Consider the following 18,184-nt stretch of genomic DNA (forward strand, 5'->3'; position numbering starts at 1 on the left):
GCGATGCCGGGGCGGGCGAGAGGCAGCGCCACGGTGCGGAAGGCGCCCCACGGTGTCTGGCCCAGCGCGCGCGCCACTTCGAGCTGTGTTGCCGGCTGGCGGGTGAAGCTCGCCCGCGCCGTGAGGAAGACATAGGGATAAAGCACCATGGAAAGCACGACGATGGCGCCGCCCAGCGAGCGGATTTCGGGAAACCAGTAGTCGGCGGGGGTCTTCCAGCCGAAGAGCCCGCGCAACCATGTCTGCAGCGGGCCAGCGAAACTGAGGAAGTCGACATAGGTATAAGCCACGATATAGCCCGGCATCGCCATCGGCAGCAGCGAGGCCCACACGAACAGCGGCCGCAACGGGAACCGGCACATTGTGACGAGCCAAGCAACCGCCGTTCCGACGACGAAGGTGATGCAGCCCACGCCGGCCATGAGACCCAGCGTGCGGAGCACATATCCCGGAAGCACGGTCGAGATCAGGTGCGGCCAGACGTTCTCGGTGGGCGTGAAGGCGAGGAAGAGAATGGTCAGCACCGGCAGCCCGAGTGCGAGGCTGATGATGAGGGCGCCCGAACTCAGCAGGCGTTCGCTCAACGGCGGTGGCGGGCCTTTCAGCACGGCCCCGGCTTCGGCATTCGCCATGGCCTGGCTAGTCCGCCAACACGCGGGTTGTGGGGAAGGTGATCTCGGCCAGAGTTCCCTTGCGCGGCTCGCTCGACAACTCGAAGCTCGCGCGATTGGCCTCGACCAGGGCCTTGGTCAGCGGCAGGCCCAGTCCAGTGCCCTGCACGTCGCGGCCTTCGGTGGTCACGCGGCCAAATGGCTCGAGCGCATCGCGGAGCTGCGTCGCCGACATGCCGATGCCGCTGTCCTTGATGCGGAGCTTCAGTTCGCCCGCCGGCATGAGCTGCGCGGAAATCACCACCTGCCCGCCCGGATCGGTGAACTTGATGGCGTTCGACACGAGGTTCAGCATGACCTGCCGCATCGAGCGCAGATCGGCCACCACATTGGGGAGTTCAGCAGGCAATGACTTCCGCAGCACCACGCGCGCCGCTGTCGCCTGTTCCTGCAGCAACTTCAGCGCATGCTCCGCCACATCGCCGAGGTTCACCGAGGTAAAGTTCAATTCAAGCTTGCCCGCCTCGACCTTGGAGAGATCGAGCAGGTCGTTGATGAGCGACAGGAGATGCGTGCCGCTGGAATGAATGTCGTGGACGTAGCCGCGGTATTTCTCGTTGTCGATCTCGCCGAATCGGCCAAGCCGCATCACTTCCGAGAAACCCATGATGGCATTGAGCGGCGTTCTCAGTTCATGGCTCACGCTGGCAAGAAATTCCGACTTCTGCCGGCTTGTCGCTTCGGCACGCTCTTTGGCCTCGCGCAGTTCCGCTTCAGTCTTCTTCCATTGCGTGATGTCGCGCACGACCGCGCAGAAGGCGGCCTGGGACCGCGTGGCCTGCAATCTGCCGATGGTCAGGAACAGCGGCACCGTTCCACCCTGGCTCACCACTGCCGTCACTTCGCGCCCGTCGTTGAAGACGCTCGCAAGACCCGGGCCCTGGAGGGCCGCAAGATAATCCCGCACCGTCTTGCGGCTGTCGGGAGTGAGAAGGTCGACGAAGGGCTTTCCGGCGACGTCGGCGATCCGGTAGCCGAAGATTGCCTCGGCCCCGGCGCTGAACGTGTGGATGCGCGCATCCTGATCGAGCGTGATGATGCCGTCGGCGGCGGTATCGAGAATGGCCCGCAATTCCTGATCGGCTTCGGTAGGGTTGTTGCGTACCGGAAGCTGGATGACCTCGGCCGTGGGCTTGGGTGCTGGTGGCGCGTCGCTGGGCTTGGACTCTGGCGCCGAAGGCCTCATGGCTTTAACCGAGGGCTCAGGTGCAAGGGCCGTCGCCGTCACGAGCTTGGGTTCGGGGGGGACTGCCTTTGGCGGCTCTGCCGGTTTCACCACGAATTGACGTGCAGGCCCGCCGAGCCACGGGATCACGTTCATCTGCACCGTGGCATGGATCGTCTTGCCATCGACCCTGGCAATGTCGCTGCCGGGCAGGGATTGGCCCAACTGTCCGAAGCGGTCGAAAAGCCTCTCGTCGTTGATGACGTCTTCGCCGGTTTCGTACCCGAACAGACGGGCAGCGGCGGGATTGGCAAAGAGCAACTGCCCGTCCTTGGCGACCATCAATGCGTCCGCGCGATTTTCGAGCGGCAGCCTTACCTGATCGGGAATGCGCTGCAGCTTGCGGCGCGGCGGAGCCGGGTCCTGCTTCGGTGCCGGAGTCTCCGCAGCTGGCGCGGTCTGCGTGGCTGGTTGAGCTTCCGTTTCGGTCTTCACGTCGCGGCGGGGAACGTGGCGAATGCCTTCACCGAGCGTCCGGGCGAGTTTCTCGAAAGCGGCGGCATCTGATTCGGAGAGCGGCTTGGCGGTCGGCTCATCCGCACCCGCGGCCGTTGGCAGGGGTGCGGCGGGCAAGGACTCCGCGCCCGTCAGCTTCAGTTCGAGGGCGCGGCGCTCGGTCACGTCGTCGAGGAGCAGCATGGCGAAGGCATTGTCGTCCGCGGCGCGGTTGATCAGTCTCGCCGTCAGCCTAATATCGCGCTGGCCCAGACGCACCGTGAGGGGCTTCGTGGTGACGACCGTACCGGCGGTTTCGACACGGCTCAGCATGTCGTCCGCTGACTGCTGGTCGGCCAGCAGGCCTGCGAGGCTGGCTCTCTGGCCTGCACCCAGGAGCAGAAGCGCTGCCGCGTTGAGATGCCGGATCGATCCGTCCCGCGCCACCAAAACGGCAGCGGAGGGGAGAATGTCGAAGGCCGCGAGAATGTCATCGCTGGCTTTCTGGGCCTGGGCCGCAGCGGAATGCCGGGCGACCACCAGGACGCCGGGCCGTCCATCGGCCAGCGCATGAACCATGCAGCGGCAGGACAGGGGCGCCGTGGCGCCGGACGAGGGGAAATGCAGCAGGGCCGTTTCCACCTGCCCACGTCTCAGTGTCCGGGCAAAATTGGCGATCTGCTCGACGCCAGGCTCGAGGAAATCGAATGGCCGGTCGATCAGGTCGAAAAGAGAGGCGCCGCCAAAGTAGGCGATCCCTGCCCGGTTGGCCCATACAATACGCGCGCGCGAGCCATCCCAGAGCCAGGCGGCTTCGGGCACGTCCCGCAGGTCTTCCAGCGTCGGTGTCGCCACGTCGGCCACGGTGTCTCTTTCTCTTGGGTCGGAATGCTACAGCAGCTTAATCCAAACTAAACGATTTCCGGGTGCTCCGTCCATATTTCGTTAAATGCCCGAATTTTCTTGTGAATTGGCGCGTTGCAACATTTATATTGCACTGCACCATTTTCTAGCCTATATAGTGGTCATCAGGCAGGCGCATTCATGGCCTGGCCGGCAGGAGATGAAGATGTCGATCAAGAAGGCAAAACCCGAAATGACCACCGAAACCATTGCTGACGTGAACAGCTTCGCTCAGAAGTCCGTCGATCAGGCGCAGGCTGCCTTCGAGAAGGTCAGCGAAGTCGCCCATGGCAACGTCCAGATGCTGGACGCCGCCGCCAACGCCTACAAGAACCGCGTCACCGACATCCAGCTGAAGACGATGGAATTTGCCCAGCTGAACGTCAATGCCGGCTTCGCCTTCGCCCGCAAGTTCTTCGCGGTGAAGGAACCGGCCGAGGTCTTCACGCTCCAGCAGACGTTCCTCAAGGAGCAGGCCGAGACGATGCAGCGCCAGACCACCGAGCTGAGCGAACTGTCCATGGCTCTCGCCAAGGAATCGCTGAAGCCCGTGCAGGAATCACTGACGAAGTCCTTCACCAGCTTCTCCAAGGCCGCGGCCTGAACGAATGATTGAACGGCGTCCGGGCGTCCTCCCCGCCCGCCGCCGCAAACTGGAGAAGGCCCGCTCACCATCGCGGGCCTTTTTGTTGTCTTGAAATCCCGCGCGACTGGGGCTAGGAACGCCCCACGTTGAAGAGACGTGCCGCTGTAGCTCAGTTGGTTAGAGCACTAGATTGTGGATCTAGGGGTCCCCCGTTCGAGCCGGGGCAGCGGTACCACTTCATGAGTTGGGCGAGCGGCAAGGCGATGGCCCGCACAATGCCTTATTGTCCCGAGCCCACCTGGATCGATCCACCCGTTTCGGGCGCAGTCTCGACCAGCGACACCCAGACCTTCGGGTTGCGGCCCGACTGGCGCTTCAGGAAACGGTAGCCGGTATCGTTCCAGCGGCGAATCTCGTTGCGGCGATTGTCGAGCACATAGTCGCCCTTGCGGCTGACGACGGTGAGCACGGCATGGCCTTCGCCGGTTTCATCGAGCACCACCGTGATGCGCAGCGCTCCCAGGGGAAAGCCCATGTCGTGCAGGTAGCGGCGCTTCATGAGGAGAATGTCTTCGCAGTCGCCGGCATCCTTGGGCATCGTCCAGAATTCGGCCTGGCCGTAGAGGTCTTCATCACGGACCGGAGCGATCTTGGCATTGACGAAGGTATTGACCATCATCAGCTCGGCCCAGCGCTCTTCGGTGAGGTCGATGCGCGTTGCCTTGGCACGGTCCGGCAGGCATTCTTCAGGCGAGCGGGCGCAGTAGCTGACGTAGCCCACGGGCGGCAGCGTCTTGCCGAATTCCCTTGCGGATGTCGGCTGGGCCTGCGCGGAGGATGCCAGGATTGCCCAGAATCCGATGACCGCGACCATTGCTGCTATGGACTTGAACTTCATGTAGGCCCCCACGCGGCACTTTGTGCCTGCGGGGACCTTTGTCGCCCGGAAGGGCAGGAATCGTCAAAAGTTAAGAAAAAGTTTAGTTAATTTCCTTAATGCCTTGTTAACCATACCGGGGCCGCCGGTTGTTTCAGGAGAGGCCGCCAGCCTTCTCGATGAAGGTGATTACCTCGGTGAGGCCCTTCTGGCGCAGGAGATCGGTAAACACATAAGGCCGCTCGCCGCGCACCTTTTTCGTGTCGCTTTCCATGATGTCGAGATTGGCCATCACGTGGGGCGCCAGGTCGGCCTTGTTGATGATGAGCAGGTCCGACTTCGTGATGGCAGGCCCTCCCTTGCGCGGGATCTTTTCGCCTTGGCAGACCGAGATCACATAGAGCGAGATGTCTGCAAGGTCGGGAGAAAAGGTGGCGGCAAGGTTGTCGCCACCCGATTCGATGAAGATCACGTCGAGGTCCGGGTGGCGCTTCGTCATCTCGTCAACCGCGGCGAGGTTGATTGAGGCATCCTCGCGGATCGCCGTATGCGGGCAGCCGCCGGTCTCCACCCCCATGATGCGGTCCTCCGGCAGCGCCTGCAGCCGGTTGAGGATCAGGGCATCCTCCTTCGTATAGATGTCGTTGGTGATGGCCGCGACCGAGTATTTCCCGCTCATCGCCTTGCAGAGCTTTTCGGTGAGCGTCGTCTTGCCGGAGCCGACGGGGCCACCGATGCCGACGCGAAGCGGGCCGTGCGAGGAGGAAGCACTCATGTGCGGAACACTCTCGAATACTGTGTTTCATGTTTCATCGCGGCGATGTCGGCAACCAGCGTGATGGTGCCGAGATCGTCGAGCGATGCAGTAGCGGCACGCTCCGCCGTGGCGGTGATGACGGGCATAAGGTCCCGCAATGTCTCAAGACCCGCCGTCTGACCGAGCGGCACGAGGCGAACCGCCACGGAGGTGAGCGCGGCGCAGAAGCCCTGGAGGTAGGCGAGCAGGGCATGATGCCTTGGAATGTCGAGTGCCGCGCAGGACGAGCCCGCTGCGATGGGATAAGCCCAATCTTCCCTCTCCCCTTGCGGGAGAGGGTGCCGCGCAGCGGCGGGTGAGAGGTTGAGCCTGGGCGGCCCCTCATCCGGCCTTCGGCCACCTTCTCCCGCAAGGGGAGAAGGGAGGAAGACAGAGGCAGCGATGCCGAAGCTTCGCCCCAGTTGCGTCGTCTCCAGATAGCGTTCCTTCGAGGTTGCCAGCGCCAGCGCCAACTCATTCAGTTCCGCGGCATCATTCTCCCAGCAGCGTGAGAACAGCACGGCGTCATTCCAGCCGGAGCCGCGCGTCACCAGATCTTCGATCCATTGTTTCAGCGTCGCGGCATCGCTCACCGCCTTGTCTTCGATGGCCCATTCAAGTCCGTGCGAATAGGCAAACGCACCGGTCGGGAACGCTGGTGACATCCAGTTGAGCAGGAGGAGAAGCTGTTGGGCCTCAATGCTCATGGGTGTGATAGGCGCCATGTTCGGGATGGAAGGGTTCTGACACATCGCTCACGGCTGCGCCGAGCGTTTCAAGCATATGGCGAATGATCCGGTCGCGGCGGATGAGAATGCGTTGCGGTTCGATCTGCGCGGGCAGGTGCCGGTTGCCGATGTGCCAAGCGAGTTGGATGAGATGCTCGGGCGAGCACGCCCGGATTTCCATCAGGTGCTCCTCGGCGGCGATCACCTCCGCCACGCGCCCATCTTCAAGCACAAGGCAATCACCGTGTTCGAGCTTCACGGACTTCTCGAAATCGACCAAGATCTCATCGCCATGCTGCAGCGTGATGCGCTTGCGCCTGATGTGGCGTTCGTCGGCATCGAGCACCACGATGTCGAAGGGCGTCTCGCCCAATGGTTCCGCGCGGCGGAACGATGTCGCGCGGAGCACCATCAGAACAGGAAGTAGCGCTGCGCCATCGGCAGCACGTTCGCTGGTTCGCAGGTGAGCAATTCGCCGTCCGCGCGCACTTCATAGGTCTCGGGATTGACCTCGATTACCGGCGTCGCATCGTTGTGGATCATCGAGGCCTTGGAAATGCCCGACCGGGTGTTCTCGACCGCGACCAGCTTCTTCGCCACGCCGAGCCGCTTGTCGAGCCCGTAGTCGAGCGAGGCCTGGCTCACGAAGGTGACGGAGGAAGTGGTCAGCAACTTTCCGAAGCTCGCGAACATCGGGCGGTAATGCACGGGCTGCGGCGTGGGGATCGAGGCATTGGGATCGCCCATGGGTGCTGCCGCAATCGATCCGCCGAGCAGCACCATCTCGGGCTTCACACCGAAGAAGGCCGGGTTCCACAAAACGAGATCGGCACGTTTGCCCACTTCAATTGATCCCACTTCATGCGCGATGCCTTGCGCGATCGCCGGGTTGATCGTGTATTTCGCCACGTAGCGCTTCACGCGGTTGTTGTCGGCAGCGCCGTCGCCGGGAAGGCTCCCACGCTGCATTTTCATCTTATGAGCCGTCTGCCAGCAGCGAATGATGATTTCGCCGACGCGGCCCATGGCCTGGCTGTCTGACGAGATCATCGAGATGGCGCCCAGGTCGTGCAAGATGTCTTCCGCTGCGATGGTCTCCTTGCGGATGCGGCTTTCGGCAAACGCGATGTCTTCCGGAATGCGCGGGCTCAGGTGGTGGCACACCATCAGCATGTCGAGATGCTCGGCCACCGTATTCGTCGTATAGGGCCGCGTCGGGTTTGTGGACGACGGCAGCACGTTCGGAAGGCTAGCAACCTTGATGATGTCCGGCGCATGGCCGCCGCCCGCACCTTCTGTGTGGAACGTGTGGATGGTACGGCCCTTGAAGGCGGCGATCGTCTCTTCCACGAAGCCCGACTCGTTCAGCGTGTCGGTGTGGATCGCCACCTGCACGTCATGGGCGTCCGCCACCGCGAGGCAATTGTCGATTGCCGCGGGCGTGGTGCCCCAGTCCTCATGGAGCTTAAGTCCGCAGGCACCGGCGAGGATCATCTCTTCCAGGGGTTGCGGCAGCGAGGCGTTGCCCTTTCCCATCAGCCCGAGATTCATCGGGAAGGCGTCCGCCGCCTCGATCATCCGCATGATATGCCAGGCGCCGGTGCAGGTGGTGGCGAGCGTGCCGTGGGCGGGTCCGGTGCCGCCGCCCAGCATGGTGGTGACGCCGGAATAGAGCGCCTCCTCGATCTGCTGGGGCGCGATGAAATGGATATGGCTGTCGATGCCACCGGCGGTGAGGATCTTGCCTTCGCCTGCGATGATCTCGGTCGACGGCCCGATGATGAGCGTGACGCCCGGCTGCGTATCCGGGTTGCCGGCCTTGCCGATGGCGGCGATGCGGCCATCCCTCAACCCAACGTCGGCCTTGTAGATGCCGGAGTGGTCGAGGATCAGCGCGTTGGTGATGACGGTGTCGAGGGCTCCTGCCGCGCGGCTCATCTGCGACTGGCCCATGCCGTCGCGGATGACCTTGCCGCCGCCAAACTTCACTTCCTCGCCATGGATGGTGAAGTCCTTCTCCACCTCGATGAAAAGCTCGGTGTCGGCCAGCCGCACCCTGTCACCCACCGTGGGGCCATACATCGAGGCATAGGTCGCGCGGGAAATGCGGGCCATCTCAGAGCGCTCCCATGATCTTCTGCTGGAACCCGTAGACACGGCGGAGACCGCTCAAGGGAATGAGTGTCACCTCGCGGCGCTGGCCCGGCTCGAAGCGCACGGCGGTTCCGGCCGCGATGTCGAGGCGGCATCCGCGCGCCTTGCCGCGGTCGAAGCGCAGCGCTTCGTTGGTCTCGAAGAAATGATAATGCGAGCCCACCTGGATGGGCCTGTCTCCGGTGTTGGCCACTTCGATGGTGACCTTCAAGGCCCCCGCGTTGAGTTCGATGTCGCCGTCTTGAGGAATGACTTCGCCGGGAATCATGGTTTCGCTCCTAGCGAATGGGATGGTGGACGGTGACGAGCTTGGTGCCATCGGGGAAGGTCGCTTCGACCTGCACATCGTGGATCATGTCGGCGATGCCATCCATCACCTGCTCGCGGGTGATGACATGGGCGGCATGTTCCATGAGGTCTGCGACCGAGCGCCCGTCACGGGCTCCTTCCACCACATAGTCGGTGATGAGCGCGATGGCTTCCGGGTGATTGAGCTTGACGCCCCGCTCCAGCCGCCTGCGGGCGACGACCGCCGCCATGGCAACGAGCAGCTTGTCCTTCTCGCGCGGTGTAAGTTGCATGAATTCCCCTCAGAATGTCCAAACTTTAGGCAGAGCAATACCCCCTGCCAGCAGGGTAAGTGCCGGAATCAGGGATTTGCGCAGCTCGAAGCCATCTCGTGAGACAATCCTTGCAACCAGCTTGCCAGACCAGGCGCTGGCGCTGCCGGAAGCTCCGATTTCATCGCGGACCTTCTCCACGAGGTTCTCGGCATCGGGAGAAACCAGCACGACGGTGGCAAAGGCGCGGGCCTCGCCCAGCGTGGCGAGCGTCGCGGGAGGGGCTCCGTCGAAAGCAAGGTCATCTGCAAAGATCAGGCGCCCTTCCTGCCGGACGCGCCAGCGGTCGCGGAGGCGGGCGTGGTGAACCGTCTCGCCCATGGCCTCCCGGCCAAGAATGATGCTCTCGACCGCCAGAAACCTGGCATCGGCATCAAGATCGGCTTCGATCTGCCGGGTGAGGGCGGAGCCATCGAACAGAATCGATTCCTGCGGCAGCCACATGAGGCTGGCACCAGCCTCGGCCCTGAGCCTGACCTCGACGACGGCGGGGTCACCAAGCGAGCGGTAAACGCGCTCGGCCGCCTGGCTGGTGACGGTCAGCCTTGCGCCTGCCTCCGCCGTGATATCGAAGGAAAATTTATCCCCGCCAGCGAGCCCGCCGCCGGTATTGATGAGGATGGCCTCATGGCTTGCCTGCGGAACGCGAACCTTGGCGGAATGGGCTTCCCGCATGCGCCGCACACCCTTTGGCCCCATGCTGAGGAGGATGCTACCTTCCGAGCGCTGGTGCCGAAACAGTGCAGGGGTAATCATGCCAGCTTCTTCAGGGCCAGCGCCGTGAAGTCCGGCTCGAACTCCTTTGCCAGAACCAGCGTGCGCAGCAGAACCGTTGCCTCGCGGAAGCGCCCGCTGCGATAAGCCTCGTCGCCCCGTTCGGCCTTCAGGCGCTTCAACGCATCGAGTACGCAATCCTCGTAAAGTGCTTCGCCGGCCTTGCGGCCCGTATCCAGTTTTGCGCCCTGCCTGATCCAGTGCCACAGGCGCAACCGGCGGAGGTCCGCGCTGGCCGTGTCTTCGACGACCCCACCGATGCTTGGCGGCCCGCGGCCTGCGAGCCACGATTCGAAGACGATCAGCGTGGCATCGATGTCAGCGTGGAAAGTTGCTTCCGTTTTCGCTTCGACAAGGCCGGTTTTAGCTTGCGGCAGTCCGGTCACGTCGTCGCGTGTCACATACGTCTGGTTGGCGGTGGGCATGTCGTCGTTGAAGACCTTGGCCGCAGCGGCGACGTGATCGGGGTGTCCGGTCCAAATGCCGTCGAACCCGGCGCGGACGGCACGCTCCGCATGTTCCCGCGCCGTGTCTCGCGTCATCGAGGCCAGCGCGAGTGAGCCCCTTCTGTGCGCGGTGCGGATGACATGGCCTTGCCATGTCTGTTCGAGGTCGAGGGCATCCGGAAGGGTGCCGCCCTTGCGCGCCAATGCCTGCAGGGCAGCCGAGAATGCAAACCGCTGCCCGCCCATCGAGAAGCCTGCCATGCGGTCGCGCAGCTCATGGGCAATTTCGTCAAGTTGCAGCATCGTGCCCGGCGTGCCGATGACGACATTCACCCGGATCGATCCAACCGGGAGCCCGAGAAGGCTTTCCGCGTGGATGAGCAGGTCGCCCCAGATACGGGCATCGGCCTGCGAACTCACGCCTGTGAGGCAAAGATAGGGACCGGATGCCTTGGCGAGCGACACCTTTGCATTGTGGAAGAGATACAGTCCCGCATCGAAAACCCCGGCGGCGATCGGCTGTCCATCGAGCTTCACCCGCGTCTCTTCCGATTGAAGAGGCCGGGGCCGGACCATGAGCGTGGCGAGCCGCTGCGACAGCGACATGCGCTTGCCCGTGACAGGATCGGTGAAGTCCATGGCGCTGGTCCAGCGGTCCATGAGATTGCGCTGGCCGTCCATGAGATTGTCCCACGAAGGCGGCGTGAAATCGCAGAAGTCCGCAAGGCAGAGCCGCGCGCCTGAATTGAGCGCGGTCATCAACTCCTTGCGCGAAAGGGCCGTGACAATTCCAGTGCGGAGATCGGCGAGGTCGCGCGGCAGCGGCGCGATCTTCCACGCACCGTCGCGGATCGTTGACGTCTCGGGCCTGAAAACCGCCACCTCCTCAGCGCGATGTTCGGAGCGGCCCGCAGCGCGTGAAAGCACAGTCAGGAAATCCAGCGCGTCCTCGCTCAGCACGCGCGTATCGTCGCGTGAGAGCTTGGGTCCGATTTCGATGCCTCTGGGGGCCTTCGCCATAAATCAGGCGATCCCGTCCAGCTTCGAGGGTTTCGGCCCGCCATAGGCCCAGTCGAGCAACTCGATAGTGTGAACGATTGGAATCTTCGTGCCCATCCCGATCTGCGTGATGCAGCCAATATTGCCGGTGGCGATGGCCTGGGGCTTGAGCGTTTCGATGTTCGCCACCTTGCGGTCGCGGAGCCTCGTCGCGATCTCGGGCTGGAGAATGTTGTAGGTGCCCGCCGACCCGCAGCAGAGATGGCCTTCCGGCACTTCCGACACCGTAAAGCCCGCGCGGCGCAGCAGGTTCAGAGGCTCCGCCTTGATCTTCTGTCCGTGCTGCATCGAGCAGGCCGAATGATAGGCGAGCTTCAGGCCGCCCTTTGCCTCGGGGAGATTTTCCTGCGCGAGGAACTCCGTCACGTCCTTCGCCTTCGCGCTGATGGCATGCGCTTTCTCCGCATAGGCCGGATCGAGCCGCAGCATGTGGCCATAGTCCTTGATGGTGGTGCCGCAGCCTGACGCCGTGATCACCACGGCATCGACATTTGCTTTCGTCCACTGGTCGACCGAACGCCGTGCGCGGGCCAGTGCATCGTCTTCCTTGCCCATGTGATGGGTGAGCGATCCGCAGCAGGCCTCCTCGCCCGAGACCACGACCTCATAGCCAAGCCGCGTCAGCAAGCGGAGCGTCGCCGCGTTGATAGCGGGATCGAGCACGCTTTGCACGCAGCCCATCAGCAGCGCCACGCGTCCCTTTTTCGGTCCCCGTGCCGGGTAGGTGCCCGGTGCACCGAAACGTTCTGGCGAGGGCATAATCTTGGGCACAAGTCCGAGGAGTGCTGAAATGCGCGTCGCCCCGAAGGACTTCGCCATAGGCGCGAGCGGAGAGGCGATCTTCGCCGCGATGAGCGACAACCGGAACAGCCTCGGCCGCGGCATGGTGTAAGCGAGCACGTTGCGCAAAAGCCGTTCGAACAGGGGCCGCTTGTAAGTCTCCTCCACATGCGCGCGCGCCTCGTCGATCAAGTGCATGTAGTGGACGCCCGAGGGACACGTCGTCATGCACGAGAGGCACGAAAGGCAGCGGTCGATGTGCTTCACTGTCTGCGCCGTCGCGGGCTCGCCGCTCTCCAGCATGTTCTTGATGAGATAGATGCGCCCGCGAGGACTGTCGAGTTCGTCACCCAACAGCACATAGGTGGGGCAGGTGGCAGTGCAGAAGCCGCAATGCACGCATTTCCGCAGAATCGCGTTGGCCTCCGCGATGCGGGGCTGTTCGAGCTGATCGGCGGTAAATGTGGTCTGCATCAGACTCCCCGATACATGCGGCCGGGATTGAAAAGATGGCGTGGGTCGAACGAGGATTTCACGCGTGCCGAGAGAGCGGCGAGCGGCGGAGGCTGAGGCTGGAACACATCGATGACGGCCCGCACCGGCTCGGGCGCGCGGAACAGCGTTGCATGGCCTTCGCCCAGCGCGGCGCGGATGAGCGCGGCGGACGCATCCTCCGAAGCCGGAACTTCCAGCCACACAAGTCCGCCGGCCCAGTCGAAGACATAGCGGATGTCGAGAGCCGCGCCGATCTCGCGCACGATGCGTGGGGCCTCTGATGGCGTCACCGAGAGCCTCCACAGCGGGCGCTCTGGCTGGCTCGCGAAAGCGGTCGCATCGCGGATCGCCTTCCATTTTGCCGCTGAGCTTTTGGCCGCCAGGATCTCGATCGGACGGTTGAGCGTCTTTGCCAGCTGGTCACGCCTGTAGGCGACCGAAGGTGCTATGCCTTCGAGCCGCAGGTATACGGCCTCGCCCGGAACATGGGCCGCACCCGACACCTCGCAGGCCGATTGCATGGCGAGGCTCATGGCGCTCACAGCTTGCGTGTCATCGAGCCCCGCGAGCACCACGGTCTCTTCGGTCTCGGGCTTCGGCAGCACCTTCAGGATGATGGACGTCAGCGCCGCCAGCGTGCCGAATGAGCCTGTCGCCAGCTTCGGCATGTCATAGCCGGTCACGTTCTTGACGACGCGGGCACCCGCCTTGAAGACGAGGCCATTGCCGGTGACCGCGCGGATGCCGAGGATGTGGTCGCGCGCCGCACCCGCTTTCAGGCGCCGTGGCCCCGACAGGTTGCAGGCAATGAGCCCGCCCACCGTGCCACTGTGTTCGCTTTGCCAAAGTCCCGAGAAGTCGGGCGGCTCGAAGGCAAGTTGCTGCCCGCGCGCGGCGATGAGGTTTTCGACATCCGAGAGCATTGTTCCAGCACCGACGTCGAGGATCAGCTCCTCGGGCTCATAGGCGATGATGTCGGAGAAGGCCGACATGTCGAGCGTGCGTACGGCCTGCACCGGCCGCCCGAGGCCGCGCTTCGTGCCGGTGCCGATGATCTCCAAGGGTTCGGACGTGGAGGCGACGATCTCCGCCAACTCCGCCTCAGAGGCTGGTTTCAGTGCATCGGCCATCAAAATCTCGGAATGTCGGCGAAGGGAAGCTGGCCGCCCTTCACATGCATGCGGCCAAGTTCGGCGCAGCGGTGGAGCGTGGGAAACACCTTGCCCGGATTGAGCAGGCCCTTGTCGTCGAAGGCGCACTTGACGCGCATCTGCTGGGCAAGATCCGACTCGGAGAACATCTCCGGCATCAGGTCGCGCTTTTCGATCCCGACGCCATGCTCGCCCGTCAGCACGCCTCCCACCTTCACGCACAGCTTCAGGATGTCGGCACCGAATTTCTCGGCACGGTCGAGTTCGTCTGGGTCATTGGCATCGAAGAGAATGAGGGGATGCAGGTTGCCGTCACCGGCATGAAACACGTTTGCCACCCTGAGCCGGTGCAGCCTTGAAAGCTCGGCCATGCCCTGCAGCACTTCGGGAAGTTTCTTGCGGGGAATTGTGCCGTCCATGCAGATGTAATCGGGCGAGATGCGGCCCACGGCGGGGAAAGCCGCCTTGCGCCCAGCCCAGAACAGCAGGCGCTCCTCTTCCGAGGTCGAGATGCGGAGCGTGCTCGAGCGGTTCACCGTCGCGATCTCGGAAACGCGCGTGATGAGATGGTCGACCTCGACCTGCGGCCCATCAAGTTCGACGATCAGCAGCGCCTCGACGTCGAGCGGGTAGTCGGCGTGGACGAATTCCTCCGCCGCGTGGATGGCCGGCCGGTCCATCATCTCCATGCCGCCCGGAATGATGCCAGCGGAGATGATGTCGGCCACGCATTTGCCGGCGTCCTCGCTGGTCGGGAAACCGACAAGCACGGCACGCGCCGTCTCGGGCTTCTGCAGGATGCGGACCGTGACCTCGGTGACGACGCCGAGCAAGCCCTCGGAGCCGGTCATGATGCCGAGCAGGTCGTAGCCCTCCGAATCGAGATGCTTGCCGCCCAGCCGGATGATCTCGCCCGTTACCAGAACCATCTCGATGCCTAGAACGTTGTTGGCGGTGAGGCCGTATTTCAGGCAATGCACGCCGCCCGAATTCTCGGCCACGTTGCCGCCGATGGTGCAGGCGATCTGCGAGGAGGGGTCGGGCGCGTAGTAGAAGCCCTTGTGCTCCACTGCCTTCGTGATGGCGAGATTGGTGACTCCCGGCTGCACCACGGCGCAGCGGTTGGCATAGTCGATTTCCAGCACGCGGTTGAATTTTGACAGGCCGAGGAGAATGCCGTCCGCCAGCGGAAGGGCACCGCCCGAAAGCGATGTACCTGCACCGCGCGGCACCACCTTGATACCGTTGGCATGGGCATACTTGAGGACATCCGAGACCTGCGCCGTCGTTTCCGGCAGCACCACGACCAGCGGCATCTGGCGATAGGCGGTCAGTCCATCGGTTTCGAAGGCCCGCATCTCCACCGGCGCCTCGATCACGCCTTCTCCCTTCACGATCTGGCGGAGGGCGGCGGCAATCTCGGCGCGGCGGGCAATGGCCTCGGCGTCAGGTATGGGCATGGTCAACATGGAGAAAGAGATAGCCCCCGACGGAACGGGAATGCAACGGAAGATGCGAGCGGATCACCCCGCTGCCATTCCGGCAGCAGGGGCGGCGCCTGCAAGGATGTGGCAGCGATGCGGCTTGCGTGGACTGCCCCGGGCTGGCAAAACCGCTGCTCCCCGAGTTCACCGGAAAACCCATGCCTGAAATTGCCCCTCGAGTCGGACTGTTCGTCACCTGCCTGGTCGATCTGATCAGGCCGTCCATCGGCTTTGCCGCGGTGAAACTCCTGGAGGATGCTGGCTGCACGGTCGAAGTGCCCGAAGCCCAGACCTGCTGCGGCCAGCCGGCCTTCAACTCCGGCGACCGCAAGGATGCAGCCGACCTCGCCCGCAACGTGATCGCCGCCTTCAAGGGATTTGACTATGTCGTCGCCCCTTCGGGCTCCTGCGGCGGCATGATCGTCAAGCACTATCCGGAACTCTTCGTGGAAGGGACCGCCGACCACGCCGCCGCCGTCGATCTGGCCAGCCGCACGCATGAGCTCGTGTCCTTCCTCACCCGCGTGATGAAGGTCGAGCGCGTCGAGGCGCAATTCGCGGCCCGCGCCACCTATCACGACTCGTGCTCGGGCCTTCGCGAATTGGGCGTGAAGTCCGAGCCGCGCAAGCTGCTCGCCTCCGTCGAAGGCGTGTCGCTGCATGAAATGACCGACGCGGAAGTCTGCTGCGGCTTTGGCGGCACGTTCTGCGTCAAATATCCCGGCATTTCCGACAAGATGCTGGAGAAGAAGCTGAAGCATATTCATGCGACAGGTGCGGACACGCTCATCGCGGGCGACCTTGGCTGCCTCATGAACATGGCGGGCAAGCTGAAGCGCGAGGGCTCGCCCGTCATGGTCCGCCACATCGCCGAAGTTCTGGCAGGCGACATGGCAACGCCCTCGATCGCGGAGGCCGAATGATGGACGCTTCTACCGCCACCTTCCCCGCGAACGTGACGAAGGCGCTGGCCGACGGGCAGTTGCAATATGCGATGACGGAGACCGGTCCGCGCTTCATCGAGAAGCGCACCAAGGCCCGCGACGCGCTGCCCGAGTTCGATGCGCTGCGCGACCAGGCCCGCGACATCAAGAACCACGTGCTCGACCATCTCGACATCTACCTCGAGCGCTATGAGGAAAAGGTGCAGAAGTCCGGCGGTCACGTCCATTGGGCGCAGGACGCGGAAGAGGCCCGCGCGCAGATTCTCGCCATCTGCCGGAAGGCGAATGCGAAGCTCGTCACCAAGGGCAAGTCGATGATCTCGGAAGAGATCGATCTCAATCACTACCTCTCTGCCAATGGCGTCGAGCCGGTCGAGACCGACCTGGGCGAATACCTGATCCAGATCAGGAACGAGCGCCCGAGCCATATCATCGCACCCGCCGTGCATCTGACGCGCGATCAGGTCGAGGCCGATTTCCGCAAGGCCCACACTCACCTCGATCCCAACCGCGACCTGACCGAAATCCCCGCCCTCGTCGAGGAAGCCCGCACCGTGCTGCGGCAGAAGTATTTCGCGGCGGATGTCGGCATCACCGGCGCCAACTTCCTCGTGGCCGAAACGGGGACGTCGATCATCGTCACCAACGAGGGCAACGGCGACCTTACCCAAATTTTGCCGAAGGTTCACATCGTCATTGCGTCGATCGAGAAGATCGTGCCGACGCTGGAGGATGCCGCCACGATCCTCCGCGTGCTGGCGCGTTCGGCCACCGGCCAGGACTTCTCGAATTATACAACGCTCTCGACCGGCCCCCGCCGCGAGGGCGATCCCGATGGGCCCGAGGAATATCACGTCGTCATTCTCGACAACGGCCGCTCCAACGTGCTCGGCACCGAGTTCCAGGACATGCTCCGCTGCATCCGCTGCGGTGCCTGCCTCAACCATTGCCCGGTCTACAACGCGGTCGGCGGCCATGCTTATGGCTGGGTCTACCCCGGCCCCATCGGCTCGGTGGTGACGCCTGCCCTCGTCGGCATCGAGAAGGCGAAGCACCTGCCGAACGCATCCACCTTCTGCGGCCGCTGCGAGGAAGTCTGCCCCATGCGGATTCCGCTGCCCAAGCTGCTGCGGCACTGGCGCGAAAAGGAATTCGAGCAGCACCTGCAGCCGCAATCGATCCGCTGGGGCCTTGGCGTCTGGGCCTTCTTCGCCAAGCGCCCGAAGCTCTACCGCATGGCGACGGCCCTTGCGGCCCGCGTGCTCACCAACCAGGGCCACGGCAAGGGCCGCATGTCCAGCCTGCCGCTGGCCTCGGGCTGGACGCGGTACCGTGACTTCCCCGCACCTCAAGGCAAGACGTTCCAGCAATTGTGGAAGGAGCGCCGCAAGTGACCGCCCGTGACGCCATGCTCGCCCGCATCCGCTCCAAGACGGCGAAGGGCAGCGACGAGACCCGCCGCGCCGCCGTCGATGCGCGACTCGCCCAGCACCCGCGCAACCTCATCCCTGAGCGCGGCATCGGTGATGAAGATCATCGCGTCCGTGTCTTCACCGAGATGATGCAGGCCGTTGGCGGCTCGGTCGAAATCGTGAACGACCTGAACGATGTGCCGGACTCGATCTCGGACTATCTCCGCAACAGCAATCTTCCCGCCCATGTGAGGCGAGGCAGCGATCCGGTTCTGGCGCGTCTGCCCTGGCATCGCGGTACACTGGAAGTAGCACAGGGACGTGCTGAGGAGACCGACCGCGCCTCCGTCACCCGCGCCTTCGCAGGGATCGCCGAGACTGGTACCATCATTCAGGTATCAGGCCAGGATAATCCGACGACGCTGAACTTCCTGCCCGAGGTTCATATCGTGGTGCTGGAAGCCTCCGCCGTCTTCGCCAGTTACGAGGAAGCCTGGACCAAGTTGCGCGATGAGTTCGGCGAAGGCATCATGCCACGCACAGTGAACATGATTTCGGGCCCGTCCCGCACCGGCGACATCGAGCAAACCATCGTGAGGCCCGCCCATGGCCCGAAAAACATGCACGTCATTATCGTTCGCTAG

At 63.6% G+C, this 18,184-nt stretch carries 18 protein-coding genes and 1 tRNA gene; 5 read left to right on the plus strand and 14 right to left on the minus strand.

Translation table 11 applies throughout. From position 1 onward, the window contains the following. Both ACEW8Q_RS10165 and ACEW8Q_RS10170 read right to left on the minus strand, forming a co-directional pair. Positions 1-632, minus strand: a 632-nt coding sequence (locus ACEW8Q_RS10165; protein ID WP_373503943.1) for an ABC transporter permease, incomplete at its 3' end; no start/stop codon positions are given. Between the two features lie 7 nt (positions 633-639). Next, positions 640-3,195, minus strand: coding sequence for a PAS domain S-box protein (locus ACEW8Q_RS10170; RefSeq protein WP_373503944.1), 2,556 nt, complete (start codon positions 3,193-3,195; stop codon positions 640-642). A 205-nt stretch (positions 3,196-3,400) separates the two neighbouring features. Between ACEW8Q_RS10170 and ACEW8Q_RS10175 the strand changes: the two genes are divergently transcribed. Next, positions 3,401-3,838: a phasin family protein gene (locus tag ACEW8Q_RS10175; RefSeq protein ID WP_373503945.1), complete on the plus strand. Its 438-nt coding sequence runs from the start codon at positions 3,401-3,403 to the stop codon at positions 3,836-3,838. 140 nt (positions 3,839-3,978) lie between these two features. Then, a tRNA-His gene (locus tag ACEW8Q_RS10180) sits at positions 3,979-4,055 on the plus strand. Between the two features lie 45 nt (positions 4,056-4,100). On the opposite strand, the gene ACEW8Q_RS10185 is transcribed toward ACEW8Q_RS10180, so the two are convergent. The 12 genes from ACEW8Q_RS10185 to ACEW8Q_RS10240 form a co-directional block, all read right to left on the minus strand. Beyond that, positions 4,101-4,718, minus strand: a complete 618-nt coding sequence (locus ACEW8Q_RS10185; RefSeq protein WP_373503946.1) for a transglutaminase-like cysteine peptidase — start codon at positions 4,716-4,718, stop codon at positions 4,101-4,103. Positions 4,719-4,851: 133 nt separating this feature from the next. Next, on the minus strand, positions 4,852-5,472 hold the full coding sequence (gene ureG / locus ACEW8Q_RS10190) for an urease accessory protein UreG (protein WP_373503947.1): 621 nt from the start codon (positions 5,470-5,472) through the stop codon (positions 4,852-4,854). Further along, entirely contained in the window at positions 5,469-6,200 is a 732-nt protein-coding gene (locus ACEW8Q_RS10195) for an urease accessory protein UreF (RefSeq protein WP_373503948.1), read from the minus strand. Before ACEW8Q_RS10195 ends, ureG begins: the two co-directional genes overlap by 4 nt. Further along, positions 6,190-6,633, minus strand: a complete 444-nt coding sequence (locus tag ACEW8Q_RS10200; RefSeq protein WP_373503949.1) for an urease accessory protein UreE — start codon at positions 6,631-6,633, stop codon at positions 6,190-6,192. The genes ACEW8Q_RS10195 and ACEW8Q_RS10200 overlap by 11 nt, the downstream gene beginning before the upstream one ends. Then, positions 6,633-8,336 carry an urease subunit alpha gene (gene ureC, locus ACEW8Q_RS10205; RefSeq protein ID WP_373503950.1) on the minus strand — a complete coding sequence of 568 codons (1,704 nt, stop codon included), beginning with the start codon at positions 8,334-8,336 and terminating at the stop codon, positions 6,633-6,635. The genes ACEW8Q_RS10200 and ureC overlap by 1 nt, the downstream gene beginning before the upstream one ends. Position 8,337: 1 nt before the next feature. Then, positions 8,338-8,643: an urease subunit beta gene (locus ACEW8Q_RS10210; RefSeq protein ID WP_373503951.1), complete on the minus strand. Its 306-nt coding sequence runs from the start codon at positions 8,641-8,643 to the stop codon at positions 8,338-8,340. A gap of 10 nt (positions 8,644-8,653) precedes the next feature. Then, a complete protein-coding gene (locus ACEW8Q_RS10215) occupies positions 8,654-8,956 on the minus strand; it encodes an urease subunit gamma (RefSeq protein WP_373503952.1) in 303 nt (100 codons plus the stop codon). Between the two features lie 9 nt (positions 8,957-8,965). Continuing rightward, entirely contained in the window at positions 8,966-9,751 is a 786-nt protein-coding gene (locus ACEW8Q_RS10220) for an urease accessory protein UreD (protein WP_373503953.1), read from the minus strand. Next, complete coding sequence (locus ACEW8Q_RS10225; RefSeq protein WP_373503954.1) at positions 9,748-11,235, minus strand: hypothetical protein; 1,488 nt, start codon at positions 11,233-11,235, stop codon at positions 9,748-9,750. Before ACEW8Q_RS10225 ends, ACEW8Q_RS10220 begins: the two co-directional genes overlap by 4 nt. A 3-nt stretch (positions 11,236-11,238) precedes the next feature. Then, positions 11,239-12,528, minus strand: coding sequence for a glycolate oxidase subunit GlcF (gene glcF, locus ACEW8Q_RS10230; protein WP_373503955.1), 1,290 nt, complete (start codon positions 12,526-12,528; stop codon positions 11,239-11,241). Continuing rightward, positions 12,528-13,679 (minus strand): glycolate oxidase subunit GlcE, encoded by a 1,152-nt coding sequence (gene glcE / locus ACEW8Q_RS10235; RefSeq protein ID WP_373503956.1) that lies wholly within the window; start codon positions 13,677-13,679, stop codon positions 12,528-12,530. Before glcE ends, glcF begins: the two co-directional genes overlap by 1 nt. Continuing rightward, a complete protein-coding gene (locus ACEW8Q_RS10240) occupies positions 13,679-15,169 on the minus strand; it encodes an FAD-linked oxidase C-terminal domain-containing protein (protein ID WP_373503957.1) in 1,491 nt (496 codons plus the stop codon). Before ACEW8Q_RS10240 ends, glcE begins: the two co-directional genes overlap by 1 nt. A 173-nt stretch (positions 15,170-15,342) precedes the next feature. Between ACEW8Q_RS10240 and ACEW8Q_RS10245 the strand changes: the two genes are divergently transcribed. Genes ACEW8Q_RS10245 through ACEW8Q_RS10255 form a run of 3 tightly spaced genes read left to right on the plus strand, consistent with a single transcriptional unit; the run spans position 15,343 to position 18,184 of the window. Next, positions 15,343-16,107, plus strand: coding sequence for a (Fe-S)-binding protein (locus ACEW8Q_RS10245; protein ID WP_373503958.1), 765 nt, complete (start codon positions 15,343-15,345; stop codon positions 16,105-16,107). Continuing rightward, positions 16,107-17,522: a LutB/LldF family L-lactate oxidation iron-sulfur protein gene (locus tag ACEW8Q_RS10250; RefSeq protein ID WP_373504008.1), complete on the plus strand. Its 1,416-nt coding sequence runs from the start codon at positions 16,107-16,109 to the stop codon at positions 17,520-17,522. Before ACEW8Q_RS10245 ends, ACEW8Q_RS10250 begins: the two co-directional genes overlap by 1 nt. After that, positions 17,519-18,184 (plus strand): lactate utilization protein C, encoded by a 666-nt coding sequence (locus tag ACEW8Q_RS10255; protein WP_373503959.1) that lies wholly within the window; start codon positions 17,519-17,521, stop codon positions 18,182-18,184. Before ACEW8Q_RS10250 ends, ACEW8Q_RS10255 begins: the two co-directional genes overlap by 4 nt.

This window comes from Aestuariivirga sp., assembly GCF_041738905.1.
Classification (GTDB): domain Bacteria; phylum Pseudomonadota; class Alphaproteobacteria; order Rhizobiales; family Aestuariivirgaceae; genus Aestuariivirga.

Excerpts from the sequence above, each read along its gene's own strand:
- ACEW8Q_RS10175 (WP_373503945.1), top strand. The coding sequence starts at position 3,401 with ATGTCGATCAAGAAGGCAAAACCCGAAATGACCACCGAAACCATTGCT.
- ACEW8Q_RS10185 (WP_373503946.1), bottom strand. The coding sequence starts at position 4,718 with ATGAAGTTCAAGTCCATAGCAGCAATGGTCGCGGTCATCGGATTCTGG.
- ureG (WP_373503947.1), bottom strand. The coding sequence starts at position 5,472 with ATGAGTGCTTCCTCCTCGCACGGCCCGCTTCGCGTCGGCATCGGTGGC.
- ACEW8Q_RS10195 (WP_373503948.1), bottom strand. The coding sequence starts at position 6,200 with ATGAGCATTGAGGCCCAACAGCTTCTCCTCCTGCTCAACTGGATGTCA.
- ACEW8Q_RS10200 (WP_373503949.1), bottom strand. The coding sequence starts at position 6,633 with ATGGTGCTCCGCGCGACATCGTTCCGCCGCGCGGAACCATTGGGCGAG.
- ureC (WP_373503950.1), bottom strand. The coding sequence starts at position 8,336 with ATGGCCCGCATTTCCCGCGCGACCTATGCCTCGATGTATGGCCCCACG.
- ACEW8Q_RS10210 (WP_373503951.1), bottom strand. The coding sequence starts at position 8,643 with ATGATTCCCGGCGAAGTCATTCCTCAAGACGGCGACATCGAACTCAAC.
- ACEW8Q_RS10215 (WP_373503952.1), bottom strand. The coding sequence starts at position 8,956 with ATGCAACTTACACCGCGCGAGAAGGACAAGCTGCTCGTTGCCATGGCG.
- ACEW8Q_RS10220 (WP_373503953.1), bottom strand. The coding sequence starts at position 9,751 with ATGATTACCCCTGCACTGTTTCGGCACCAGCGCTCGGAAGGTAGCATC.
- ACEW8Q_RS10225 (WP_373503954.1), bottom strand. The coding sequence starts at position 11,235 with ATGGCGAAGGCCCCCAGAGGCATCGAAATCGGACCCAAGCTCTCACGC.
- glcF (WP_373503955.1), bottom strand. The coding sequence starts at position 12,528 with ATGCAGACCACATTTACCGCCGATCAGCTCGAACAGCCCCGCATCGCG.
- glcE (WP_373503956.1), bottom strand. The coding sequence starts at position 13,679 with ATGGCCGATGCACTGAAACCAGCCTCTGAGGCGGAGTTGGCGGAGATC.
- ACEW8Q_RS10240 (WP_373503957.1), bottom strand. The coding sequence starts at position 15,169 with ATGTTGACCATGCCCATACCTGACGCCGAGGCCATTGCCCGCCGCGCC.
- ACEW8Q_RS10245 (WP_373503958.1), top strand. The coding sequence starts at position 15,343 with ATGCCTGAAATTGCCCCTCGAGTCGGACTGTTCGTCACCTGCCTGGTC.
- ACEW8Q_RS10250 (WP_373504008.1), top strand. The coding sequence starts at position 16,107 with ATGGACGCTTCTACCGCCACCTTCCCCGCGAACGTGACGAAGGCGCTG.